Origin of the sequence: uncultured Capnocytophaga sp. (assembly GCF_937936315.1) — a bacterium.
Lineage (GTDB): Bacteria > Bacteroidota > Bacteroidia > Flavobacteriales > Flavobacteriaceae > Capnocytophaga.
This window is the reverse complement of record NZ_CALGWU010000014.1, coordinates 1-24,207: the sequence shown is the minus strand read 5'-3', so window position 1 is coordinate 24,207 and position 24,207 is coordinate 1. Positions and strand designations below refer to the sequence as shown.

Sequence of the window (24,207 nt, the reverse complement as noted above, 5' to 3'; positions counted from 1 at the left end):
AGTCTAGGAGCTTTTTGAACACTTCATTATAGAGGGTCTTGTCCTCCCCTGGGCAGAGGTCATCACGCTTGAAGTAGAGCTGTACGCGACCAGAGCTGTCCTGCAAGGTAGCGAAAGAGGCTTTCCCCTGAATACGGAAGGACATCAGGCGGCCAGCTACGACCACGTCCTTACCTTCTTCGTATAGGGTTTCTATGTCTTTAGCGAGGAAGTTCACAGGGAATAGCTCAGCAGGATAAGGGTTGATACCCAATTCCCTGAGCTTAGTGAGCTTCTCTCGACGGATAATTTCTTGTTCGGTCATTTTGTTAGATATTTAAGGGCGCAAAAATACAAAAATAATGAGTAATGAGCAATGATTAAAGGTTAATTATTAACAGTGTTTTTTATTATGGGTAAATGTCCTTTTCTAAAAGTAGGTTTGTTTTAGTTCGTCTATACTAAGAACTATATAATCTTGTCCAAACTCTTTACCTATTTGATAAAGTCTTCTTTTAGCTTCTTGTAGTACATCGAGACTGAATACAGCATAATATTTATTATGAATAGGAGGTTCTCCACCCAATAAAGTAATAGAATCCGTGAACTTTTTTAAAAACTCCTTTCTTTTTTTACTATTTCCAAAGTGGGTGTTGGGATTGATATATAATCGGCAAAACGAAATGTACATTTTTTCAAAATGAAAAGTACATTTTTTGAGCGGAAATATATGGGGCAAAGATAATAAAAAAACACGGGAGATACTCCGTGTTTTTTTATTATCTATATAAGGTAGTTAGCTGTAAGTACCTCTAACCTATTTTTCCCTACTGCATTACTACTGCTCAGATGCATAGTTATCTCTTTTTGGTACCAGCCATATTGCTCTACATATTTAGATAGTTCCTCATTATGATATGAGCTAAGCAGGAACTTACCTTTGACTTTGGCTAAAGTTGCCAATAGTTCATTGAAGTGGGATTGCTCATATCCTCCATAGTGCCCTTGTTTGGATCCTACATACGGAGGATCTACATAGTGGAACGTATCAGGTGTGTCTCGTAAGGATATCACCTCACAAGCATCATTATTCTCTATCTGCACACCTCTTAGTCTCTCTGAATAGCTCTCTTTAAAGTTGTCTATCTTATTATGTAGACAAATAGCATTTTTCCCATCTGTGGTAATACGGCAGTTACCTACTTGGCAAGAAAACCCACAATTGGTAGCATACCAGAACGCCCAAGCTCGGTGAATATCACTAAAGATAAAAGGGGTATGATATATCACTAATGCTGATTTATAGGCATCTTTGCTAACAACTGACTGCTCTATCAATACCTTAAGAGCCGAAAAATCTGATTGTAACACTTTATAGAAAGTATATACATTGGCATTAAAGTCATTAATAATTTCTACTTTTGCTTTTTCTTTTGCCCAGAATACGGCACCTCCTCCAAAAAAAGCCTCTGTATATACTTTGTGAGGTGGAACAAGAGGTAAAATGTAGGGCAACATGGTTTGTTTCCCTCCATAGTAGGATATTGGTGTGCGTTGCCAATTTTTTGAATTATATTTCATTGTTTTTAGTGTTTTTATTTTAGAAAATTCGTATCTTTGCGACTTCTCAGGGTATAAAGATAAATAGCAACAAAGCACAGAAGACTTATTGTCCTCCGTAGCCTTGTTGCTATTATTTTTTAAATACCCTGAGAAAGTTTTAAAAAAGCGGAGGACATTTTTTATACTGCTATCCTCCTATTTTAGCAGTGTTTAAACTTCTTTTAAAAGCTGTTTAAACTTCACCGAAACAACTTAAATCTCCACAATATCCAAGCAACTACGCCGAGTATCAAAGCGCCTATAATAAAGGCGGAAGATGTTTTTTTAACCTCTTTCTGTACCTGCTTAGATTGTTCTATGTATTGGTTTTTGGTCTCGGTTTTTTGACTTATCTGATTATTTATAACAAGAGTAGTATCAGCCTTGTGTAGGCTCTTAGAAAGGTTATCTATTGTTCTAAGTGTTACCTTTCCGCCCTGTACTCTTATAGTCTCCTTGTCGCCGTCCCTAATTCGATGATATACTACCTCTTTAGCATTGCCCACACTATCCCTATCACTCTCAAGGGTGAGTTCATAAGATTGTGAGTGCTGTAAGTTAGAAGTAGCGACCTTTTGGGACTTTTCTACTTGTATAGAGCCGTCTTTGGTTTCCTTTCTTTCGCTCTTTTGCTCTTCTCTGTGCTCGGTTTGGCTTGACTTTTTCGCTTTGCAACCAAGGAGCAAAAGGGTTAATAGTAAATACAAAATCTTTCTCATACATTACTTTGGAATTTCTTGTTGTTTGATTGACTTTTCGAGCCACATAAGCCCCTCTTCCAACTTGGTAATAACAAGGGATAGTTCTCTTGTACGTGGCAATTGCCCTACTTTAGTGAGTAGGCCTTCATACTCTTTTTTTAGCTTATTTACTTCTGTCATAATTAACAATTTACAATTAGATATTTTGGTACTCCTCCTTTGCATTGAAGCAAGGACAAGCCTTTTTTACTCCCGCAAAGTCTCGGTGTCCTTGTATCACGGCATCGGGGTACAACTTCTTGAGTTCCTTGAGGAGCTTTATAAGGGCTTCTTTTTGGAAAAGTGTACGGGTGTCTTTGGGTTGGAGCGTATTCTTATCCACTCCACCTATGTAACAGATCCCTATACTGTCCTTGTTGTGTCCCTCCACATGGGCGGGTATCTTATCTACATCTCGGCCGTCCTCTATGGCGCCGTCAAGGCGGATGATGTAGTTATAGCCTATCTCATTAAAGCCTCGTTGGCGGTGCCAAAGGTCGATGTCTTTGGCGGTGTGCTCTCTGCCCTCTGGTGTGGCTGAGCAGTGAATGACAAGGTAGTGAATGGTGCGTGTGCTTTTTTTCATTGATTATAGTATTAGGGTGAATAGTATAATAAGGGTTATGGCTATTGCCAAAGGGTTTACCCATAATACCCATTGGGCATTGTAGCTTTTAGGCTCTGGAGTTACACGTCTTTGAAAGGCTTCATACTGCCAACGTTGGGTATCGTCAAGTAAGGGATAGTCCTTGTCTGTAAGCGGGCAAAAGTGAAAATACCCAAAGCCAAAGAAACAAGCTACTGCTAACAAAGGTAATACCGCGTAAAGCCAGCTATAAAGCTCGTCACAAACAATGAGCCCGCCTATGAGCATCAGGGGAAAAATGATATTGGCAGAGCGGGTGAAACTTATTGTTTTACCTGCAAATGGCACTATATAGTTAAGTGCAAATAATTTGATGATATATTTCCTGAATTCCATAGTATAAATATTAAGGCTGCTGAATTATATAGCCCGCATTCATCAATGTATTTTCAATTGCCTCAATCTTTCTATTAATCTCGTCTACGTTGAAATCGCCTAAACTGTTTAACTTATGGGACAAATCTTCACCATTGACTAATAGCCTATTAGCCCTAATACTTACTTCTTCGGCATTAATACTCATCTTCTTCCCTGAGTGAGAATAAACTTCAGAACTTTGCTGTAAGTTCTCAGTTCGAATGTATGTAGTTTCAGAGTTGATATCTACAGTTTTCTCATTCACATTAAGTGCCTCCCCTCTCTGCCCAAGAGCCCCTGTGATATTAACACTTCCTCTATTTCTAATGTTAACTAAACTCTCTGCCAATATCTCTACACTTTCACCATCAATTTGAACTCCCTCATTAGTTTTGTTGGATAGCTTAAAAAAGGAAATAGCTTTCTTGAGGCTTGACCAAAAGGTATCTTTATTATCTACTTTGCCTGTCAGCAAGGTTTCCAAGTTCTTGTTGCTCTTCACTTGGGTAGCGATTTCCTGCAAGGTATCAAAGGCAGTGTCGTCTACACTTAAGGTAGTTTCTACTTGTTGCATTTTGGTTTGCAAGCCATCAATAGCCTCTTTCAGTTGTTGCCCCGTGCCATCATACCCCCCTTTTGGCAGAAGGTCTGATACATTAGTAGGCTGCAGGCCTTCTAACTTCTGCTTGAGCTCGTTGGTAAAGTCATTCGTGGATAGCCCCTTACCAGCTTCCTTATCTACTTTTTGGTCGAAGAGGTTGCGGTGGGCATTGGGATCATTGAGATGACTGAGCAGCTGCCCTGCCGATGCCGTACCCTCAATGGCGTGGGAGAGTCCGTCGATGTTACTCATTGGAATTTGCTCACTTTTATGCCAGTAACTGTCAATCCAAGCAGCGAAGTGCTCTTGCGCGGGTTTCATAAAGTTTGAAAACCATTTTTTGAGTGTTTTTTTTGATGTCATATTGAAAAAATTTATATATTACGATATTTATCCCTATTAGAATCCTACATATTCTATAAATTGTACCACACGATAAGGAGGCATATTATTGTGGGGTTGGTCACCTCCTGTAGATGACGAAGTGCGACTAGTAGGATCATCCACACTAAAAGTTGAAGATAAGCTCCCCCTATCTACATCACTGACTAGCCTTGGTACATTCTCAATGTTATGGCTATGGCTTGGCATTTCGTCTATGGTAAGTTTGTGGGAACGTTCGCCCCCTTGCTTTAACAGCTGGTTAAGTGCATAGTCTTGAGAGTCCTCGGGTTTCTTAACATAGTCGGGGTCGAGACCGATAGGCATTTTACCGCGTAAGTTCACGTATTCTCTCCAGCCTGCGGGTATTTCATTCGCTGGTTTACCCCATAAAGCAATGAGTCCAATAGGCACCGCTTGTTTTTGTTTTTCGAGTTTTTCAATGCGCTTGAGGAGCTTTTCTGTCTCGGTGTTATCTGTTTTGTTTTTGCCTAAATCTTGCAGGTTATTCACTCTTTTGAAGTCCTCCCAATTAAAAGTCTTTTCAGGAACAGACCTGCCGAATGCTACACTTCTAATATTTTCTAAAGGTCTCAAAAAGCCGTCTTCAAAGGTTACCTCATTGGTGAGTTCTTTGATAAACACTGTACTATCTTTCGCTCCGCCTTCAAATGGGAAAAGCTCTCCGTTAATAAAGACAGTGCCAGGGGTGATGGTGTTTCCTCTCTCTTCGCAACCTGAGATAATAGCCTTATTGCCTGCCATACTTCCTAAGCTATTGAAGAGGAGGTAACTATTTTGCATAAAGGCAAGGAATGCTACATCAAAGGGGTAACCCGCATTATGTTCTGTGTATATACTATTCATATTATTAATGTGTTATCTCTATTGTCCATCTCTTGCCCGCGAGTTTATAAAAATTCACAAGGGCTTCGAGTTTATATCTATCATATTCCAAACCTTGTGGTAATACCACTATAAAATCTACGCCCCCATCTATATATGCTCCCCTTTGGTATAGGAAGACTCTTCCTAAGTACAAAGGTCTATTAGCACTTCTCGGATAGATATACAACCTTTGATTTTGCCTGCCGTCTTCTATTTTAATACGTCTTAGCTGAGAGTCAAACTCATCATTAAGAGCTTTACGAAGGTAACATACTTGGCTGTTGTGGGTAAGGTTATACAAGTCTCTTTCTCTATGTACTTTAAAGTCATCTAATAGTTTGTTCAGAGGCATTGCTAATGTCCTTAGCCACGCCACTAATTTTCTCTTTCGCAGGAAAGTAGGGGTAAGCAGTACGAGCAGTTTGTCAATATTAAAATTATACATTGCTGACATAAGTGATGTCGTTAAAGTTGTCAATGGTAAAGTAGCCGGCAGTGGGTATCTTGCTTATCTCTATGGCTTCAAATGCTCCATAGTTGCCATTAGTTCCAATATGTTTACTCTGTGCCAGTACCAAATGTGGTATCTTCACTCCTTCTGCTTGTTGAAGTTCGTCAATGAGATGCGCTAAGACCAATTCGCCATTAAATGGTAGGCGTTTTAAGTAGCTTTTTATAGCCTCTTCTACGGGCTTAGTGGCGTGGATGATACTTTGTCCGTTGCTATCTAATACAAGCGGGTCATATACTATCTTCATTTGCAAGTGCAGCACATCGGGTTGGTAGTTCACCACTGATAGGCGTACGCCCGCGTCTTTGATTTCCTGCAAGTAGGCTTCAAAGGCTTGCTTTTGGGCATCGGTAATAGGTTGCAATTGCTCGCCCTGTTCTCCTGCTATTTTTACTATCAAACGCCCCTCATTTGGGCTTTCCACAACAGCAGAGTACTTGACAATTTTGCTTGCTTCTATCTGTTCCTCTGTGTGTCCCGTATTGTTGAACTTATCGCTGTCAGTTAAAAGGTCAAAACCATACTGAAAGGCAAGGGCTTTGCTTCTATACCAACGAGCGGTGTGGGGTTTGAGTTCTGCTAAACGCTTGTCTATATCCGCCCTATGTATGTCAAAAATCTTTTCCAAACTCCATATAGCCACTGCTATAATATAGACCCACAAGCGCCATATAGCTACTTTGGAGGTACTGTTGAGCTCATTCAAAGCGGGCTCTTGCGCCTTAGCCTGTAGAATAAGGGTTTGTATCTCTTGTATTGTTCGTGCCATAGTTATTGTTGCGTTATTACAAAGTCTAAGTTAATCGCCCAAATGCTGATACCCTCAAGCCTTTCAAAAACTTGTTCGTCTTCTTTAGAAAAAGCCGTTGCAGGCTGCAAATTCTTGGCAGTGTAGTAGCCTAAAATATCTTTGTTGGTAAAAGCTTCTGCCGGTAATACTAAGGTTTTGCCCGCTTGCACATCATCAGTGATGTTAATAGTGTTGGCTTTGGCAAACTCAAAGACGCTTTCTATCGTGCCCGTGTGTTGCAGGGCGAGGTCTAATAGTGACTGATTATGTAGGACTGTTATTGTCATCTAATTCAAAAGTTTTATAGAACTTCTTATTAATTATCTTGAGCAGTACTTTAGCAAAGCGAAAGCCTAAACAGTCTAAGTTCTCCAAGAGACTCACCACGAGTTGCCATATAATCCCTATAAGTACTATCCAGTAAAGCCAGTGGAAAGGGTCAAACTCAAAACCTCCAAGACTTGGAAACTCTACATTAGCGGAGAAAGTATGCAGTATATAGATAGGTACAAGATAGGTGGCTATCTTCAATAACATACGCCCAAACTTGCGGCTCTCGTGTTTTTCACCTCGCTTGCGGGAGGCTTGCACTCCTGTGATCCATTCAAATACGAGCAATACTACGTAAGCGGTAAGAAATAAGTGGTTGAAACCAAAGAGAAAATGCACAGTGGCAAACAAAAAGGAGAGTATTACGTCCATCTTGATAAAAAGAGCTGAAAAGGTGTGACCAAAGGAAGAGTGTAGGAAGTCTTTGCTATCCCTAAATCCAAATCCTTGTAGAATGTAATTGAGTGTTATCATCGTTGTTTGTTTATTTTTTAATTAATTGTTCCTTTTCCTTCACTTGTAGTGGCACCCGTTTGGGAGGCGGCTGTACCTGCTGTGGTTACACTGATACCAGGGGCTATTGTTACCTCGCCGCTTCTGACAAAGGTATCAATAAGGCTTGCTAAGCGTTCGGCATACTCTTCCATACTCGGTTCGGTTTTGGTAAGCATATCCCGTTGAAGGGAAATAATGCCTTGTTTGAGTTGTTCTTTGTTTAGTGCCATAGTTGGTTTATTTTGTTGTTGATTTCTTCAAACTTGGCTATGTTCTGCGGGGCAAAGTTGCCAGGGCCTGAAGGGGTTTGTATGATAGCGTTTTTAAGGTCGTTTAAAAGGTCGTTTAAAAGGGTTTTAAAGTCTACAGCTTCGCTGTGTAGGGCAAACTTATCGGCTTTCAGTTCGTATGTTTCTATCTCTTGAGCATTGAGCAAAAAGGGCTGACTTTCATTATTTTCTACCATACCCACAAGGATAAGACTTCCTACTTTTGGTTTAATATACATTCCTCCTATGCCAAGTGCTATGTTTAAAAACGGTAGCTTCGTGTCTAAATCAGTAGCCTCGCAGGTTTTTTCCTGCCAATCTACAGAGGTTACTGTTGCCCATTGTAGCACTTGGGGGATAGCTTTCTTTATCTTTTCAGAAAGCAATATGTCAAACTCGTCTATCTCGTTCATAATGTACTACCACCAATTTCTATTTCCTGTCTATATTGGGCGTTGCTAATACTCTTCTTTACTCTATCTACATAGTACTCACCATGCCTATCGGGGTAGAGGGTGGAGCTTAGACGTATCTTCTCGCCGTGCTGTACGGAGGGGGTGCCATAAGTGGTAAAACTCCCCTCAAAACCCTCGCGCTTGTGTAGCTCATATAGTCGCTTTACTTCCTTCTCAAGTTCGGCTTGGCTACTTACGTGCCAAGTCATTTTTAAGGTTGTTTTAGGGTTCTCATCGCCAAACTCGTATTGTAGGCGTTTGCCTTTGCCAAAGGACGAGGTGCCTATAATTTTTATGGTGCGCTCTTCTTTGCTTAGGTACTTAAGGTTATTCTCGGTGCAATTGCGTTCTAAATCGAAATGCTTCATCTCACCAGCTACTTTTACATCCGAATAAGGCTTGGCTATAGTGAGTTTGCCCGCACGAATAAAGCTATATATTGACCAGTCTTTTTGGAGTTTGTCAAGCACAGCCCCTAATGTGGTATTGCTAAAACGTACGCCACCAAGGCTTATATCTTCTACTTCTAAAGGGTAGTCTTTCACTACTTCGGTGAGGAATGTTTTTAGACTTGCCTTTGCCGACACGTAATTGACGGGCAACTGACGTAGCTTCCACATTGCATCGCTAAGGCTAATAGTGATAGGAAAGTCTGCTGATACTTGGGTAATGAAGCCCTCGAACTCCTGTAAGAGTTCACCATTGTAGCCCATTTGTATCACTACTTTGTCTCCTACGGCAAAGAGTTCTCGCACCTTTTGCTTATCAAAATCACCTACATTACGAGGTAGTACCACACTTGCCGTATCGGTAAGCATCTTCCACGAACTTTCAATTTCAATGGCTGAAACTTTCTGCACCTTAAAAGGGGTGCCCTATTTAGGGTAAAAGGTAATGGCTACTTCAATCGCTAAGGTCATAGTCTATAAATAAGTTCAAAAGGTTCGTCACTAATGCAATTTAGCTCTATGGGGATAATGTTAGGAGTACCCTCCAAGCTACGTATATCAATGCTTTCAATCACGAGGTTGTGAATGTTTTTCCACCCAAAAAGATCTCCTTCTACCGAGATAGATTGTATCACCTCCGACCATTCTATAAGGCGTTTTTCGTACTCTCGTGCGCTTAGCTCATCGTTGTGGCACACCGCACGAATACGTATCTGCCAATCGTCAAAGCCATAGATTTCCTTTACAGTGCCATTGCCTCCTATCACATCAGTACGACTGATATTCTTTACTCTCGAAAAATCTACCATAGTAGCAGGAGGCAACCAAAAGTCAGCTAACTGCTTCTCTACTATCTTACTTTGGTAGTCGTAGAACTTGTAACTACCCGCAGTAAACTTCACTGGAAAAACAATAGGCGTACCGAGTTTAGATAGTCGCATAGCCTCCTCCCTTTCCACCGTACGAATACTACCATATTCAGCTGTATGTACAGGCTCCCGACCTATGGGTACGGTGAGGTACACGGGCAGGTTAGTGCCAAAAGCCAACTTAAAGAGTTGTGATATGTTATAGCGGTTATCCATTGTCTATATTGAGCTTTAATAGTTTCTTGATAGCATCATAGTCTTTGCCGTCTCTTTCTAACTGTATCTTAATACGTTTCTCTACGGCCGTACGATTATGTTTCCCTTTGATGAGCTCTACCATATTCGCTCCTACTAAAGGATCAGACTTCCAATTACCCTGCTGACTTTGGAGGATAAATCCTACCTCCTGCAACATACTTTCCCCTATGGAAAAGTCGCCCGCTATAATTTCTAAGTCGTTATGCTCATCTACAAGTATATCTTTCATAGTCTAAGGGCAATTATAAGGTTACTAAGGCGTCACGCATACGGTCATTAATTTTGCTAATTACTCCATTAGCGGCATTTTCTTTACTTCCAATAGTTTTGTCGATGGGGAAAGTGTTATTCATTGTGATATTAATGGTGATAGTCTTGCTTCCCCCACCACTACCTCCTACGCTCATTGTGCTGTCCTTTCCCCCTTCTTTGCTCCCTTTAGTAGGGGTGATAGGGTTAGGACTTGCACCTCCTCCAATAACCGAACTGGCAGAAAGATTGCCCGCTTTAGGGGCTTCGGTAGCTTCTTTTTTATTTTTATTCCAAGTAAGTGATTGTCCTGCCTTTATAAACTCTTCTTTAGCGGCAAGATTAGCTTCATAAGCTACTTTAGCACTATCGGCAATGGCTTTTTTACGGTTCTCAGTGTCTTCATTGATTTGGGCAAGCATCTTATTATTTTCGCTCTCATCTCCCAATCCTACAGCATTCTTAAACTCATACCATCCCTCTTTTATCTTATTAAGACCTATCATTAGGGAATTGACCATAGTTAGCCATACTGTTTCAATACTTGCTGAAAAACCTTGAAAGAGGAGTTTTGCGCCCTCCCACGTGTGTTTCCACGCTTCTCCCCAACCACTAACCTTATTAGCCAAGTATATAATACCTGCCACCAATGCGCCAATGGCAACGATAATAATACCAATAGGATTAGCTGACAGAGCCGCATTCCACAACCATTGTACGGCTGTAGCCGCCTTTGTCCATACAACCATTAGCTTCTGAACTACTACAGTTTGTTTAAGCCACCCTCCAAGAGCCTTTACCACAGGGGCAAGTCCTGAATAAGCAGACCCCATATCGCCCAAAGTGCTAATAACGCCTCCTAAGCTGTCGCCTACTACCCCAAGCACCTTGGTAAAGGAAAACGAACCTATTTTCAAGTCATCTAACCAAGCTTTACATCTGCCCATCCACTCACTCCAGCCGCTCATTACGATAGTAGCTTGTTCGGTAGCTACATTGGTACCGCTGATTTGCTCGGTAAGTTCGGCTTGTGCTTGTGCAGTATTGATAAGTCCTTGAGCAGCTTGTATATTTTCAGCTCCAAAGACGGCGGCCAAAACATCAGTATTTTGTCCTATCTTCTGCAACTCTTTGAGTCGTTCGGCAAAAGGTACCGTAGTGTCTGATACTTTTTGCATATTTACTCCATAGGCGGCAAGCATATTAGTAGCCTCTTTAGAGAGGGCAGAGGGTGCATTCATTTTAATAAGCACGTTCCTAAGTCCTACCCCTGCTTCGGCTCCATATTTGCCCGATTGGGCGAGGGCTTGCAGTGCGGCGTTCGTCTCCTCAAAACTTACATTAGAGAGTTTAGCAGCTCCACCTGCTTGTACGAGAGCTTGGGCTATCTGAGGCACTTCGGCAGCACCTTCTTTGGCTCCTGCTGCCATTACATTCATCATTCGCTCCATTTCGGCAGCTGCTGTGATAGGATCATCCAAATTCACTTTGAACTGAAGCATTGAGGTAGTAAGCGCATCGGTAGCTCCTACCACATCGCCTCCCATAGTTTTGGCGAGCGTATTAGCATAGCTACCCATTTTGGCAAGCGCCTCATCGCTTTCTCCTATCTGAGGACCTAAGCGTGAGAGGATTGTTTGAAAAGTAGCAAGGTTGTCAGTAGCCGTACCTCCAAATTCTTTGGCAAGGTTACGTGCCTTTCCCCCAAGTTTATCCAAATCGTCTCCGGTAATACCAGTAATAGCAGCTACATCAAGTAATGATTTCTCATAGTCTGCCCCTACTTGTGCGGCCTCTGAGAACTTTTGAGTAATATTCAAAAATCCTTGTGAAGCTGCTTGCCAATCGATAGGTCGCATACTGGTTGCCAACTTATCCCACCCCTCTTTCATACTGCTTATGAAGTCTTTCCAAGTATTGTGCATACCCTCAGCCGCACGCCTCACATTCTCTTGTGCGGTGTGCAAAGGTTGCGATACATTGTCTTTGGCTTCAAAAATCCACGTTGTAGTGTGATTCACGGTTGCGGAGTATTAGGGGTTAGACTGTTTACTAATTTCGTTCAGTACTTCTACCAAGGCGCGTTTTACGGCTTGGTATAGGAGTTGTTCTTGGCACTTCATATTAAAGTCAAGGGCTTTAAAATGTTCCCGCCACTGAGTATCGTTCATCATTTCAGGCTTCTGACCATTGGCACGGAGTAGTGCATCTATGCCTTCTATAAAGTCGTACGCTTCTAAGGAAAGGAGCGACGACTCTACACTTTTTTTAAGGCTACCTTTGAACTCTGTAAGAGCTTACTTAGCTCAGTAATAAGGCCCATATAGATGGAGGCATCATTTTCCATCCACTCCATATCACCATCCAGTACACAATTCTTTACCAGTGCCTCATTGGCCTTGTCTGGACTTTCTATATACTCTTTAGAAGTCACTAAGGCAAGTAGGTTTTTACTGGGTTTCTTTACCAAAAAGTAAGCGGGATCTTCACTGGCTTCTCCCTCTTCGGTAAAGGTAGTACCCGATGGATACACGGCTATTTCTCTTACCACATTAGGGTATTTAGCCTTGTAGTTTTCTATATCGGCTTCGGTATATTTTTTCATTTTAAACAGCTTTTAAAAGGTTATTAAATATTCCAGTCAATATGACTTACAATCAGCTCAAATTTGATAGCAATAGAGCCATCTCCTTGCTTGATAGCCATTTCAGTACCTAAGAACTCCGCATTGCGTATCATATCTTTAATGATAAGTCCGCTTGGCGCTTCATAGATGACGGGAATGTCGAAAGGTTCAATATCCTGTAGGCGGGTGCCCTTTGGTAGAGAACGATGTATGCCGTCTACTTCTTCTTTGAGAATAGTAATAGAAGCCTTTGCTTCATAGTTCTCCTCCGTACGCCCAACGGGAAAACCTCCCGCGCCCATAATATTCGACTTTTTGGTACTATCCGAATAGTTAATTTCGACAATACCTACCACATCACGTCCCAAAAGGTTGAAGGTTAAACAATTCCAACCTTGTAGTTTCCCGAAGTGATTGATAACATTTGTATTCTTTGGCATAGTATAGTATTATAGATTAGAGGTTAAACCAATTTCGCCCTCAATAGCGTGTAGAATATCATCAGGCACAAGGCGTATTTTCACCTTTAGGGGCGTTTGCTCTGTTACCGTTTGCTTTGCGTCAATACTCACTGCATAGCCGCTAATCTCACCAGTTACTACCATTTGTCTTTCAATAGCTTTGCCCGCCAACTCCTGTAAAGAGGTAACAATACTGTCTTTAAGGTAGCCCGTTTGTGGGTTCTTTGGCAGCTTGCTTTTGATACGTGGTGAGAGGGTTTGACGCACCAAACGTGCTGCTTTGTTCCATATCCTATTATTTTCAATATAGGTATAGTCGGATGATTTGCTCACACAGGTAGGAGAGTTTGAAAGGAAAAAACCTGCCATATCGGCATATTGTCCTGCCAAAATATACCCTTTATCATTGAGTAATTTCAGCTGCTCATTGCTAAGTTCTTCTGCACTTTGCCCTGTGGAAATACCTCCACTGATGTAGCGTTTTTTTCCCTCATCAGTAAGGGGATAGGTATTTCCCCCTTTGGCATTTTCGGGTTTTGTTTCAATATCTACCGAGCCTAAGTTTTCACTCACATTGCGTACCGACAACATACCCAAAGCACTACCTATACTGGCGTGGTACTTGTAGGCATCGTCTATAGCGGCAATACCTTTGTCTTGGGCAATTACTACCGATACCTGTGGGGCATTCTTTTCTTTGAGGTCGGCAAAGTTATTTACTTCTAAGCCCTCTTTCCCTTTTCCTTCCACAAGTACAAAGTCTATCAGTATACCATCAGGTTTTACCGCTTCTACGATTTGGGTTTGTAGCTCCTCTACATCACTGGCAATGGTAGAAAGGTCATTGGTAAATCCAAAGAGCCCTACCCCCTTAATTTGCTTGTTAGCGCGGATAGTCTTCACTATTTGCGCTGTGCTGTCCTGTATCTTACCCACCGCTACGGGCAGGAAGATAATTTGACTTTCGGGGGCTAAGCGGAAGATTTCAGATAGGTGATAGTGAGTAAGTACTTTTTGATTGGCGTCCAAACTTTCAGTAATACCTACTGCTTCCGCATCCTTTAGCTGAATAAAGGACTTAGTCTCTCCGTGTGTGAGTTGCGTTCCTGCTACAGCCATTGCAGCTACTACTAAAAACAAATTATCTTTAGTGGAAGCGGTACGCCCTAAGCCTCCTTCAGCTTTTTTAAATGTAAATCCTTTGAGTTGTCCCATTTGTTATTCAGTTTTTAGTTCGTCGTCTTCTGTAGGCTCTCCGCTTTCTGTTTTTCCTTGTACAGTAGCTCCTTCTGCTTTTTGAGGCTCTGTTTTACCCTCCTTATCTTTTTTGATTTGTGGTATCTTGTTTGACAACTTTACACTTTTGCTATTGTCAAAAGTATATACTTTGCTTTCAATAGTGGAGGCGTGGAGCTGGGCACGATTCTTTTCATAGAAGATTTGCCCATCTTCGGTGGCAAATACTTCTTCGAGGTCATTAGCTTGCATTACTTCTACAGCAATGACTAAGAGTTGGGTGTATGTTTTTGGATTTTCCATTGTTTAAATTGAGTTTAAAAGATTTTTAAATAAGGGGGTGGTCTTACGGGATCACCCCCGTCTATTAGCTACCACTGGTGATAGCTGCTGTACCTTCATCCTTGATAGCGACACAGACAAAGTGCATTTCAAAGCCTATGGTATGTTTGCGTCCTTCTGGGTTACTACTTTTCTCGCGGGCATAGCGAACGGCACTTCCTACAGCTTTTACGGTGTAGTTCTTGTGAAATACAACGGAGGCTTCTTTACCTTGCGCTACCGCTCCAAAGGCTTCTTTTTCACCATTGTGGTAGGTAGGAGCATAGGTACTCTCATAGATTTCAAAGCCATAGTAGTTGCTTGCTATTTTTCCTCCATTGGCATCTTGGTAGCGAGTTTTAAAGGTCAAGTCCTCAATGAGTAAGTCGGCAATATGGTCTGAACAAAGAACCAATACACGACCTTTGCGAGGTACTTTTAGCTTATCCAATTGCTTTTTAAGACGAATCAAGTCCTTAGCGATAAGTCGTTTACGCCCTGTTCCGTCATCTTCTCCCGTGGTTGTGATTACGGGTGTTTTTGCCGTGTTTTTTTGTGGGGCGATAGAAACCAACGCGTGTTCTGCAGTTCTGTCTTCCAATGTTTCTCGGTGTTGTATTTGCACATCACTTACTTTTTCGTAAGGGAGAGCATAGAGTTCGTCTGTAGTTACTTCAGTGTTCTCTGTCTCATATTTGTGCAGTGTAATCACTACCTTTCCGTCTTCTCTTTGGTGGGAAGAGATAGGATAGACTGTGTTATCAATAAGCACCTTAGGGGCTACCCCTCTTACGGGTATCTTAATAACATCGTTACCTACCCATTCGTTTTTTGATTTTACGGCTTCGAGCCATTCGTTCTCATGTCTAAATTGAGTAATAAGCTCCGTTACGGCGAGCTCATTCTTTACTGGTAATGTTTCACTTCTAATTGGCATTTTCTACTTGTTTTTTTGTTGATACATAGCGTTGAGTTCTTTTACCTTTTGAGGGTCTGAAACCATTAGTGCGTCTAAGGCATCAGGATCCTTTGTTAGGTAATCTTCCATTGTCCAAGTGCTTCTGTCCTCTACAGCACTTTTAGCGGGAACGATAGTTTGTGAGGCAGGTCGAGGAGCCTCTATTGCCTCTAATAGGGTAGCCGTTTTATCATAGTCAGCCTCTGCCAAGCCTACATACAAGTCTTTTTTGTCGGCAGTAATCTTCTTGTCGAAGATAGCTTTATTAACTAATTTCTCGGCTCTATCCTTAGCCTCTACCGCTCTCTTTGCCTCTTGCTCTTTAAGAGCTTGGATACGTTCTTTAATTTGCTCATCGGTGGCATCTGAGGCCATTCCAAGAGCGGAAATAAGGGTGTCTCTATCCATTTTTTCTATATTTTTTGAATTGATTACTTTGTTAGGCTTAGGCAAGCTCTTACATCCGCAAGCTTGCATCATGGCTACAGTCTCTGTAGTGATTTCAGGCTCTCCGTCCACAATCTCTGATATAAGCCCTATTTCTTTTGCCTCCATAGCACTGAGCCAGTAGTCCTGCTTCCATAGCTCATCTATATCTTTGGAAGTCTTTCCAAAGCGTTTGGCATAGACCTCTTTGTATTGCTCTGTTACATTTTCCAAGTGCTTTAAGTCTGCCCGCATCTGATCTATATTACCATAGAACTCTGTAATAGGCTTATGTATCATAAATTGCGAACTCTTATAGGCCTTAGCAGGAAAATGTGCCATAATGTAGGTGCCTGCTGAGGCTACCAATGCGCCTGTACTAATAGTTACATTTTTAAGGCGTTTGAGTTGGTTTACAATTTCAGTAGCTTCATATACCGAACCTCCTGCGGTATTGAGATATACCTCGGCAGAGGTGATACCCTCTTTTAGGGCTCTGTCTACTTCATATCGAAAGTCGGAGGCTGTCCATCCAAAGTATATCTGCCCTGTAATACGGAGCTCCAATACACCTGCCTGAGCATTTATCTTAGCTATACTATGTCCTTTTGTTTGCTTAGTCATTGTTTTTAAAAGTTGATTGCCAGCAGGTGCTACCTGCCTCTCTGCGGTGCAAAATTCCAAAGAAGTTGGCATCCTCACAAATTGACATTCCGAAATAGGCAGTAAATCCGACCCAAAAAAGGCAGTAAATCCGACCCATTTCAGAACAAGAATTTTCATACGTGAGGGGCATTACGGAACTTTGCACCATAAAAATAAGACTATGGCCAAAGAAATAGAAAAGAAATCTGCGCGTATTCTCTTCATTGAGCAAGGCAAATCTTCGGAGGAAATAGCAGGGCAACTCTGCGTCAATAAACGTACAGTAGACCGATGGGCTACTGAGGGGGAGTGGCGCAAGATACGTGATGCCAAAGCCAATTCGGGTAAGGAGCGCATAGAACGCACCCAACTTGTGGTGGACTCCCTTACCGATAGGCGCCTACAGGTGATTGAGCAGATAAAGGAGAATGAATCTGAACTTAAAACCGCTGACAAGGAGCGGAAGACTACTTTGCAGATGGAACTGCTTGATTTGCGTAAGGAATGTGCTACCATAGATGACGCTATTGCTAAGTGGAATAAGCGTATTGAGAATCTTATAAAGGGGACTAAAATTACCCTTTCAATGTATATAGAAGTAATGGAGAGTATCTTTGAAGCCTTGCGCCTCAAAGATGAGAAACTCTATATCCTTACCTTAGATTTTCAAGAGGAACATCTGCACGAGGTTGCCAATAAAAAGTTTTAAGAAATGAAAGTAGAAGACAAAATAGCCAAAGAGCGGTACTTACAAAAAATAGCCTTTGCAAAGAGTGCAGGGGCACGTTTCGCCAATGAAACCGCAGAGGAGCGCAAGGCAAATATAGAGGCGTGCCGTAAAAACCCTCGCCTAATGGTAGAGCGTTATTTTCCTCACTATGCCGATGCTCCTTGTGCCGACTTCCAGATAGAATGGGCTAAAATGGTACAAAAGAACCCTACTTTTAAGGGCTTTTGCCAATGGGGGCGTGCGCTTGCCAAATCGGTGTGGAATGATATATTTCTACCTTTTTGGTTGTGGTTACAAGGCGAACCTATGTACTTGGTGATTATTGGTAATAGCTATGAACGTGCCGAACAGCTTTTGGAAGACATTAAAGCAGAGTTTGAAGCCAACCCTCGTATTTTAGCCGACTTTGGTGAGCAAAAACAGCTGGGCACTTGGGAAGATGGCTTCTTTATTACCAAGGGGGGCTTTATAGGGCAGGCTCTTGGTATGGGACAAAATACGCGTGGACTTCGTGTGAAAAACAAACGCCCTACCTTTATCGTAGCTGACGACTTGGAGGATAAGGAAATTAACAAGAACCCACGCCGACAAGAGGAGGTAGTAAAGTGGATAGATACCGCTCTTATTCCTACTATGGATGGTAAGTATCGCCGCTTTGTGCAGGCAAATAACCGTTTCGCTCCTGTGATGATACAGACAATGTTACAGGAAAAGCATCCCAAGTGGAAGGTACACCAAGTAAACGCTTATGATCCTGCAACCTACGCTCCTACGTGGGTGGGTAAATATGATGATACCTACTTCTATGAGTTGGTGTATGGTGACAATGGAATTGGAGAGCTTGCTGCTAATGCCGAGTATAACAATAGTCCCTACATTGAGGGGGTAATTTTTAAAGAGGAGCAATTCCAATGGGTAAAACTTCCTCAACTTCGTACTATGGAGTACATCATCGGACATTGGGATATTGCCTACGCGGGCAATGCCACCAGTGACTACAATGCTGTAGTGGTCGAGGGTATTAAAGAGCGTAAGTTCTACGTGATTGATACCTTTTGTAGGCAGACGAAAATGCGGGCAGCTGTAGAATGGATGTGTCAGTTTCAAAAGCACCTACCTGCAGGAGTTGTGGTTCATTGGCAGTATGAAGCGCAGTTTTGGAACGATGAGGTACAGCGTACTATTCGCGAGGTAGAAAAAGAAACAGGCATTACCCTCAACCTTACCAAGCGTACCTTGGATAAGACTCGTAAGATAGACCGTATTATGAGTATGCAGCCTTACTATCAGAATGGGCGTGTATTCTATAACGAGAACCTCAAAGGATCAGTAGATATGCAAACGGGTACAGGACAACTCAAGAGTATAGAGCCCCAGTACAAAACCCACGACGACTGGCCTGATGCCCACCAAATATGTACTACCGACCTGGAAGCCTATATGCCTAACAATAGCTTTAAAGTGCTAATGGGCAAAATGAAAACCTTTAATAGATGGTAATTATGTATTATATCCGAAAAGAAAACCTTATTTCCAAAGCCTTTGAGAGGGCAATTGATGAGAGTAGCCAAGACTTTGAGCAGGCCCTCACCGAGAGTGAAGCCGAACATATTGCCGTCTTTAAAACCCTTTTAAAGAGGTATTATGATGTGGAGCGTATTTTTGACCCAGAACGCCCCCACTACAATGTACTATTGGCACGTATGCTTACCTTCTTTGTCCTCTCCGACGTCTTTTCACGCAACGCCTATCGCAAGTATAACCCTAACAGCAATACCGAGAAACAAAAGGAATGGGCGGAGGGTATGTTGGACAAGCTCTCCAAAGGCATTTACATTTTAGAAGATTTGCCCAAGCCTCCTGCCAATGAGCAAAAGGGAAGTTCGGCACGCTTCCTCTATGGTAACCTTACTAACAATGACTTTTATATCTAATAACCAATGAATATCTTACAAAAAGCCTATAACCGTGTACAAGCCTACTTTGTAGCCAGTGCCCCCTTTGCTATGCTCAAAATGGCATTAGCAGGACGTACCAATACTGCTGCTTCGCAATACATAAGCTACCAAGCCAAAATGTTGCGGGTGGAAACCCTCCAAGATTGGAAAATGGGAGTAATGCTCGCTACTAACCCCGATAACCCCGAAAAGCTAAAGCTACGTCAATTATACGACAACTTAGAGCAAGACAACCATCTTGGCTCAGTGATTGAAAGTCGTATCGCCAAAACACAACAGTCACCTTTTCGCCTCGTGAACGCTAAGAAAGAACGTAACGAGGAGGCTAAGGAACTTTTGGAAACGATGTGGTTTCAGGACTTTATCAAACTCGTACTGATGAGTAAGTTTCAAGGCACTACCCTTATTGAGCTTTTTAATACCGATGAGAACGGCGAACTTACCGAAGTAACTGAGATTGGGCAAGCCTACTTCAACCCCCTCAAAGGTATTGTACTCAAGGAGGCAGGAGACACTACAGGCACGCCTTACAAGGAGGGTAACCTTGCTAACTTCTACATCCAAGTAGGCAAGGACTACAACGATTTAGGACAATATGCTTTAGCCGCCCCTATTATCTTAGCCAAAAAGCTCGGTTTGGGTTCGTGGCTTGACTTCATTGAAAAGTACGGCGTACCTCCTCTGTTTATCACCACGGAAAGGGAAGATGATACACGCCTTAATCAACTCTTTGAAATGGCTACAAATTTCAAACGCAATGCCTTTATGGTAGGGCGTGGCAATGAAAAGTTTGAAGTGCCAAACATCTCGCAAAACAACAATGCCGAAGTCTTTGACACCCTCATCAAGCGTGCTGATAACGAAATCTCTAAACGCTTTTTAGGCGGAACTGGTCTCACCGACGAGAAAGGCTTTGTAGGATCGGTAGAGGTACAGTTTGAGCTGGCTTCCTACCGATTTCAAAGCGACAAACTGCTTGTAAAGCATATCATCAATAAGAAGCTCATACCGCTATTAGTGAAGCTCTCACCCGCTTATGCCCCTCTAAAAGACTTGCGCTTTGAATGGGACGACGAAGAGCCTCTAACAGCTGATAAACTCTGTAAAATGATGGAAACATTAGGTGTTTATTACGACTTTGACCCTGAACAAGTAGAAACCATTACAGGGCTTAAGATAGTAGGTATAAAAAGCCAAACCCCTAACCTTCCACCAGTGGAAGGCTCAAAAAAAAAAGCCTATACGATAACACCCTAAACGAGCGTTGGCAACTGCGTCGAGCTCTTTTACGCGCGGAGGAACTTTATACCCATAGCCACTGCGAGTGCGCGCACGATACCCACGCCTTAGACCTTACAGGTTGGCTAAAGGTAATGGAACAAATTGCCAAAGATAGATACAATGGCACCCTCAAAAAAGGAGAACTATCCGACGGCTATATTTTAGAAACCTACAAAGAACTTAATGGAGCTATGTGGGAGGGCTTTGGCAAAGAAAACTTCAAGGTGAATAAACAAACGGGAGCTATCTCACCCGAAGTACTCCAAATGCAGCGTAACCTATACAAGTTTAGCAGGGCAAAAAACTATGTACTCCTTGAGCAGATAAATGAAATCTTACGTTCGGACAAAGGTAAGAACTGGCAAACATTCCTACAAGAAGTACAGAAGCTAAACCCTAAGTACAACAAGAACTACCTTCAAGCTGAGTGGCAAACAGCCAAACAAGCGGGCTACCACGCTGCTAATTGGCAGGAATATATGCGTATGAAGGACATCTACCCTAACTTAAAGTATATGACTGTAAAGGACAACAAAGTAAGGGAGAGCCACCAACTGTTAGACGGATTTATAGCTCCTATTGACAGCAACTTTTGGAAAGTATGCTACCCACCCAATGGCTGGCGTTGTCGATGCTACGTAGTCCAGACAGCCGAACCTGCTTCACAGGAACGCATTGCCCCTAATACTCTTAGCGATAAGGACTTTCCTAAAGAGTTTCGGGGTAATGTAGCCATTAGTGGGCAAGTGTTCAAAGAGGATAATACAAACCAAGGCAAACCTCACCCTTACTTTGCCCTCGCTTTAGATGCCGATAGCGACACCAAAAAAGCCTTTGAACTAAGCAAACTAAGCGCACCCTATACAGAAGTCTATGAGGCTAAAAATGGGGCTGTGGTAAAGGTAAGCCCCTTTGCAGACGAAAGTGACTTTGATAAAAACCTTAAAAGTGCTATTGTTATTGCCGATAACTTGGGCGTAAGTATGAATATACGCCCGCATATAATTATTGAAGGGTATAAGAACCCAGAATATGAGATAAAAGGAAATATAGCCGACAGAAAAGAGTCTATATCTTACACAGGAATCAAAAAGAATTTAGAATACGCAAAAGCACAAGGAGTAGGAACTATTGTGTATGATATTACTGAGTTTAAAGGTTGGTCTGCAACTGATATTACAAAACATCTGAAAGGTAAGATAATGAACTATAAAGGAGCTGATTTTTTGAAAGAAATGTACTTTATCAATGGAAATAGAGCTATTTCTTTCACAAAAGAAGAGTTATTTAAAGACTATTTAAAAGTAGTTGAAAAGCTAAAATCATTAAAATAAGCAAAGCCTTAATGTCTAATAAATTAAACATCAAGGCTTTACTCTGGTAGCGGCAGGAGCGCCCTCCCCCCGCGAGTTGTAAAGGATAGCCTATTACACCGCAAAAGTACAAAATATTTTTTAAATAGCAAATAAAAATGATTTAAATTTTATTTATGGCAAATTTTCAGACACCAAACTTTGAGAATATGGCAAGGGAGATATTTAAAAACATATCCCCAAAGGTCGCCCAAAAAGCGCGTGCTTTCTTTCTACAATCTTTCATAAAACAAGGATTTACCGATGCTTCATTTATCCCTTGGGTAAAGCGTGTAGATGCGTTGCCTCATAAAACACTACAACAATCGCTTACGCTCAAGAATAGCCTGCGTATAGCCGAACAATCCCCTGAAAGGGTAGTGATTTCCGCAGGGGAAAAATTGAGCTATGCGGCTATACACAATGAGGGGGGGACGATCACCGTAAGGGTAACTGAGAAAATGCGAAAATACTTTTGGGCTATGTACTATAAGACACAGAATAGTCGCTACAAGTGGATGGCACTAACCGAGAAAGAAACCCTTACTATTCATATTCCTAAAAGGCAGTTTATAGGGGAAAGCTATACCTTGGACAAACAATTGGAAAAACTCATCATAGAGGAAATGCTACAAGCAGAAAAACACTTAACTTTTGAATAATGGAACATTGGCAAGACTTATACATAGAACTCGCTGAGCGTATCAGTGAGAAAATGCCCGAAATTCACTGGATAGACCTTTGGCATAACCAAGTAGGCTTCTTAGCCGAGGAACACCCCTTTGGTACACCCGCTGTATTTATTGGCTTTCGCTCCGCTCAAATCAATGATATAGGCGAACTCGTACAAATAGTAGACCTGCAAGTTGATTTTTATTTGTATTACGAGACTTTCTTAGATACTTTCCAAGGGGCCTACAACCAACAAGGGGCATTGGAATTTACTAAGAGCTTAGACGCTCTTTTTGGCAACTTTCATGGCACATCGGGCAGAAACTATAGCTCTATGCGTCGTATAGCTTTCGCCCCAGTGGATACAGGTACCGCGGGGAACCTATACCAAGTTACTTTTGAATGTAAATTGCACGATAGTAGTGCCATGAAGTACTATGAACCTACTCAGGTGCGTTTAATGGTGGAAGACGAAGATAATAGGTTTTTTGTAGGAGTAGATTAGACCCTATTGAAGATAATGTTTTCAATAGTTCTCTCTGAGCGAAAGAACTTCTCTGAAAGTGTAGCCACTATATAGCTATGAGTGTATTTTTTTTGCTCCGAGAGCTTGTAGTACTCCTCTCGGATAAGATTGTAGAATAGCAATGTAAATCGTCGTTGTTGTTTTGTTGTAGCTCCCATTTTATTCCCTTTTAAGTTGCAAAATTAAAAAAACACCCGCTTATTTCCAAATTGGATTTTAGCGGGTGTTCAAATAAAAACAAAAATGACACATCAAAACTTCCTCATCTTTTTACAAAGCCTATCCAAGTCATCGGAATAGCTCTCCGTTCGATTCTCCTGATAGCGAAATTGTTCGTGGGCTTGTTGGTTTTGGGTGACAACTACCTCGGTGCGCTCCTGGTCATACTGTCGGAATATATTCATTATCTTAGGCATACTGATACGCTCATACAGCTCGCCACACTCGCCTGATACAATTCTCTTGAAGATAAGCGATAACTCCGATATCTTCAGGTGATGATAATCTGCCATGATCTGCTCGGCGCATAACTCTATCTGTGCCTCCGTAAGGGGATTATTTAGGTTCAAAACCTCGTTGAGGTAGATAAGCCACATACTGATATAACTTCTGAGAAAAACCTCTCCTTTGCCTTTTTTGATTTGCACCAGGCTGAGGGTCTGCCTACTCAAGGCGTCACTTACTCCCTTGAGTGACGAGCTATGCATAAGGCAATTATTCGGTGAATAAACCCTTAAAAATTCTTTGTTTGAAATCGTTGCTAACGCTTGATTTTGCCTTACTATTACCTCGTTTTGCATTTTGTAATATTTTGTTTAATTGAGAATTAATGTACTTTAAATCGGTATTCCGCTGATGAAACTCGTCTAACTTTTGCCAGTTCTGTAGCAGGTACTGCCAAGTGGCGAGGGCTTCCTGCTCGTCAGCTGAGTTGCTCGTCAGGTAGGTGATGATTTGCTTGAGAGCTTTACCATCGGCTCCAGTGAATTTGGGAGCAAACCCAAATAATCTGTTATAGAAAGCAAACCACGCATCCAAGAATAGGGCGTATAAGCTCGGGGGGTTCGCCTCTTCCTCTCGGTAGGTAACTCTATCCCCCCAAGTCCCTTGCCATTCTTCTATGAGACTCTCTAAGGGAGGAATAAG

At 41.9% G+C, this 24,207-nt stretch carries 35 protein-coding genes; 7 read left to right on the top strand and 28 right to left on the bottom strand.

The genetic code is table 11. The features are described 5' to 3' along the window. From Q0162_RS02225 to Q0162_RS02100, 26 genes are all read right to left on the bottom strand, one after another. The coding region (locus Q0162_RS02225; RefSeq protein ID WP_297888445.1) for an OB-fold nucleic acid binding domain-containing protein at window positions 1–304 on the bottom strand (304 nt) is incomplete at its 3' end. A 105-nt stretch (window positions 305–409) separates the two neighbouring features. Next, window positions 410–670, bottom strand: a complete 261-nt coding sequence (locus tag Q0162_RS02220) for a hypothetical protein (protein WP_297888442.1) — start codon at window positions 668–670, stop codon at window positions 410–412. Between the two features lie 92 nt (window positions 671–762). Beyond that, window positions 763–1,560, bottom strand: coding sequence for a DNA adenine methylase (locus Q0162_RS02215; protein WP_297888440.1), 798 nt, complete (start codon window positions 1,558–1,560; stop codon window positions 763–765). Between the two features lie 221 nt (window positions 1,561–1,781). Beyond that, window positions 1,782–2,288: a hypothetical protein gene (locus Q0162_RS02210; RefSeq protein ID WP_297888438.1), complete on the bottom strand. Its 507-nt coding sequence runs from the start codon at window positions 2,286–2,288 to the stop codon at window positions 1,782–1,784. A gap of 15 nt (window positions 2,289–2,303) precedes the next feature. Then, a complete protein-coding gene (locus Q0162_RS02205) occupies window positions 2,304–2,462 on the bottom strand; it encodes a hypothetical protein (protein WP_297888436.1) in 159 nt (52 codons plus the stop codon). A 16-nt stretch (window positions 2,463–2,478) separates the two neighbouring features. Beyond that, window positions 2,479–2,907, bottom strand: coding sequence for an N-acetylmuramoyl-L-alanine amidase (locus Q0162_RS02200; RefSeq protein WP_297888434.1), 429 nt, complete (start codon window positions 2,905–2,907; stop codon window positions 2,479–2,481). Between the two features lie 3 nt (window positions 2,908–2,910). Then, window positions 2,911–3,303, bottom strand: coding sequence for a hypothetical protein (locus tag Q0162_RS02195; RefSeq protein WP_297888431.1), 393 nt, complete (start codon window positions 3,301–3,303; stop codon window positions 2,911–2,913). A gap of 10 nt (window positions 3,304–3,313) precedes the next feature. Continuing rightward, on the bottom strand, window positions 3,314–4,288 hold the full coding sequence (locus tag Q0162_RS02190) for a hypothetical protein (RefSeq protein WP_297888428.1): 975 nt from the start codon (window positions 4,286–4,288) through the stop codon (window positions 3,314–3,316). A gap of 36 nt (window positions 4,289–4,324) precedes the next feature. Continuing rightward, complete coding sequence (locus Q0162_RS02185; protein WP_297888425.1) at window positions 4,325–5,173, bottom strand: hypothetical protein; 849 nt, start codon at window positions 5,171–5,173, stop codon at window positions 4,325–4,327. Between the two features lie 4 nt (window positions 5,174–5,177). Then, a complete protein-coding gene (locus tag Q0162_RS02180; protein WP_297888422.1) occupies window positions 5,178–5,648 on the bottom strand; it encodes a hypothetical protein in 471 nt (156 codons plus the stop codon). Beyond that, window positions 5,632–6,474: a nucleotidyltransferase gene (locus Q0162_RS02175; protein WP_297888419.1), complete on the bottom strand. Its 843-nt coding sequence runs from the start codon at window positions 6,472–6,474 to the stop codon at window positions 5,632–5,634. Before Q0162_RS02175 ends, Q0162_RS02180 begins: the two co-directional genes overlap by 17 nt. 2 nt (window positions 6,475–6,476) lie before the next feature. Beyond that, complete coding sequence (locus Q0162_RS02170) at window positions 6,477–6,782, bottom strand: hypothetical protein (protein ID WP_297888416.1); 306 nt, start codon at window positions 6,780–6,782, stop codon at window positions 6,477–6,479. Next, a complete protein-coding gene (locus Q0162_RS02165) occupies window positions 6,760–7,299 on the bottom strand; it encodes a phage holin family protein (RefSeq protein WP_297888410.1) in 540 nt (179 codons plus the stop codon). The genes Q0162_RS02170 and Q0162_RS02165 overlap by 23 nt, the downstream gene beginning before the upstream one ends. A 17-nt stretch (window positions 7,300–7,316) precedes the next feature. After that, a complete protein-coding gene (locus tag Q0162_RS02160; RefSeq protein ID WP_297888403.1) occupies window positions 7,317–7,550 on the bottom strand; it encodes a hypothetical protein in 234 nt (77 codons plus the stop codon). Next, window positions 7,541–8,002: a hypothetical protein gene (locus Q0162_RS02155; RefSeq protein WP_297888400.1), complete on the bottom strand. Its 462-nt coding sequence runs from the start codon at window positions 8,000–8,002 to the stop codon at window positions 7,541–7,543. Before Q0162_RS02155 ends, Q0162_RS02160 begins: the two co-directional genes overlap by 10 nt. Then, complete coding sequence (locus Q0162_RS02150; protein ID WP_297888397.1) at window positions 7,999–8,904, bottom strand: hypothetical protein; 906 nt, start codon at window positions 8,902–8,904, stop codon at window positions 7,999–8,001. The genes Q0162_RS02155 and Q0162_RS02150 overlap by 4 nt, the downstream gene beginning before the upstream one ends. Before the next feature lie 56 nt (window positions 8,905–8,960). Continuing rightward, complete coding sequence (locus Q0162_RS02145) at window positions 8,961–9,578, bottom strand: DUF6046 domain-containing protein (protein WP_297888394.1); 618 nt, start codon at window positions 9,576–9,578, stop codon at window positions 8,961–8,963. Then, complete coding sequence (locus Q0162_RS02140) at window positions 9,571–9,849, bottom strand: hypothetical protein (protein ID WP_297888391.1); 279 nt, start codon at window positions 9,847–9,849, stop codon at window positions 9,571–9,573. Before Q0162_RS02140 ends, Q0162_RS02145 begins: the two co-directional genes overlap by 8 nt. Window positions 9,850–9,862: 13 nt before the next feature. Beyond that, window positions 9,863–11,890, bottom strand: coding sequence for a phage tail tape measure protein (locus tag Q0162_RS02135; RefSeq protein ID WP_297888388.1), 2,028 nt, complete (start codon window positions 11,888–11,890; stop codon window positions 9,863–9,865). Between the two features lie 12 nt (window positions 11,891–11,902). Beyond that, window positions 11,903–12,043 (bottom strand): hypothetical protein, encoded by a 141-nt coding sequence (locus Q0162_RS02130; RefSeq protein ID WP_297888385.1) that lies wholly within the window; start codon window positions 12,041–12,043, stop codon window positions 11,903–11,905. An 83-nt stretch (window positions 12,044–12,126) separates the two neighbouring features. Continuing rightward, window positions 12,127–12,474, bottom strand: coding sequence for a hypothetical protein (locus Q0162_RS02125; RefSeq protein WP_297888382.1), 348 nt, complete (start codon window positions 12,472–12,474; stop codon window positions 12,127–12,129). A 23-nt stretch (window positions 12,475–12,497) separates the two neighbouring features. Continuing rightward, the gene (locus tag Q0162_RS02120) at window positions 12,498–12,935 is read right to left on the bottom strand and encodes a hypothetical protein (RefSeq protein WP_297888379.1); all 438 of its coding nucleotides are present in this window, start codon (window positions 12,933–12,935) and stop codon (window positions 12,498–12,500) included. A 9-nt stretch (window positions 12,936–12,944) separates the two neighbouring features. After that, entirely contained in the window at window positions 12,945–14,171 is a 1,227-nt protein-coding gene (locus Q0162_RS02115) for a DUF2586 family protein (protein WP_297888376.1), read from the bottom strand. 3 nt (window positions 14,172–14,174) lie between these two features. After that, a complete protein-coding gene (locus Q0162_RS02110) occupies window positions 14,175–14,495 on the bottom strand; it encodes a hypothetical protein (protein WP_297888373.1) in 321 nt (106 codons plus the stop codon). 64 nt (window positions 14,496–14,559) lie between these two features. Continuing rightward, window positions 14,560–15,450 (bottom strand): hypothetical protein, encoded by an 891-nt coding sequence (locus tag Q0162_RS02105; protein WP_276987806.1) that lies wholly within the window; start codon window positions 15,448–15,450, stop codon window positions 14,560–14,562. A gap of 3 nt (window positions 15,451–15,453) precedes the next feature. After that, a complete protein-coding gene (locus Q0162_RS02100; protein ID WP_297888365.1) occupies window positions 15,454–16,521 on the bottom strand; it encodes an ATP-dependent Clp protease proteolytic subunit in 1,068 nt (355 codons plus the stop codon). A 202-nt stretch (window positions 16,522–16,723) separates the two neighbouring features. Here Q0162_RS02100 and Q0162_RS02095 point away from each other — a divergent pair, with 202 nt between their 5' ends. The 7 genes from Q0162_RS02095 to Q0162_RS02065 all read left to right on the top strand — a co-directional run bounded on the left by Q0162_RS02095 (window position 16,724) and on the right by Q0162_RS02065 (window position 23,040). Further along, window positions 16,724–17,251, top strand: coding sequence for a hypothetical protein (locus Q0162_RS02095; RefSeq protein WP_297888362.1), 528 nt, complete (start codon window positions 16,724–16,726; stop codon window positions 17,249–17,251). A 3-nt stretch (window positions 17,252–17,254) separates the two neighbouring features. Further along, the gene (locus Q0162_RS02090) at window positions 17,255–18,772 is read left to right on the top strand and encodes a hypothetical protein (RefSeq protein ID WP_297888359.1); all 1,518 of its coding nucleotides are present in this window, start codon (window positions 17,255–17,257) and stop codon (window positions 18,770–18,772) included. Between the two features lie 2 nt (window positions 18,773–18,774). Continuing rightward, window positions 18,775–19,206: a hypothetical protein gene (locus tag Q0162_RS02085; protein WP_297888356.1), complete on the top strand. Its 432-nt coding sequence runs from the start codon at window positions 18,775–18,777 to the stop codon at window positions 19,204–19,206. A gap of 6 nt (window positions 19,207–19,212) precedes the next feature. Then, complete coding sequence (locus Q0162_RS02080; protein ID WP_297888353.1) at window positions 19,213–20,487, top strand: DUF935 family protein; 1,275 nt, start codon at window positions 19,213–19,215, stop codon at window positions 20,485–20,487. 116 nt (window positions 20,488–20,603) lie between these two features. After that, window positions 20,604–21,845: a phage minor head protein gene (locus Q0162_RS02075; protein ID WP_297888350.1), complete on the top strand. Its 1,242-nt coding sequence runs from the start codon at window positions 20,604–20,606 to the stop codon at window positions 21,843–21,845. A gap of 155 nt (window positions 21,846–22,000) precedes the next feature. Further along, entirely contained in the window at window positions 22,001–22,525 is a 525-nt protein-coding gene (locus Q0162_RS02070; protein ID WP_297888347.1) for a phage virion morphogenesis protein, read from the top strand. After that, on the top strand, window positions 22,525–23,040 hold the full coding sequence (locus Q0162_RS02065) for a hypothetical protein (RefSeq protein ID WP_297888344.1): 516 nt from the start codon (window positions 22,525–22,527) through the stop codon (window positions 23,038–23,040). The genes Q0162_RS02070 and Q0162_RS02065 overlap by 1 nt, the downstream gene beginning before the upstream one ends. On the opposite strand, the gene Q0162_RS02060 is transcribed toward Q0162_RS02065, so the two are convergent. Then, a complete protein-coding gene (locus Q0162_RS02060; protein ID WP_276726588.1) occupies window positions 23,037–23,219 on the bottom strand; it encodes a hypothetical protein in 183 nt (60 codons plus the stop codon). The two genes, Q0162_RS02065 and Q0162_RS02060, sit on opposite strands and share 4 nt — an antisense overlap. A 556-nt stretch (window positions 23,220–23,775) precedes the next feature. Beyond that, a partial coding sequence (locus Q0162_RS02055; protein ID WP_297888335.1) for a hypothetical protein occupies window positions 23,776–24,207 on the bottom strand: 432 nt, incomplete at its 5' end.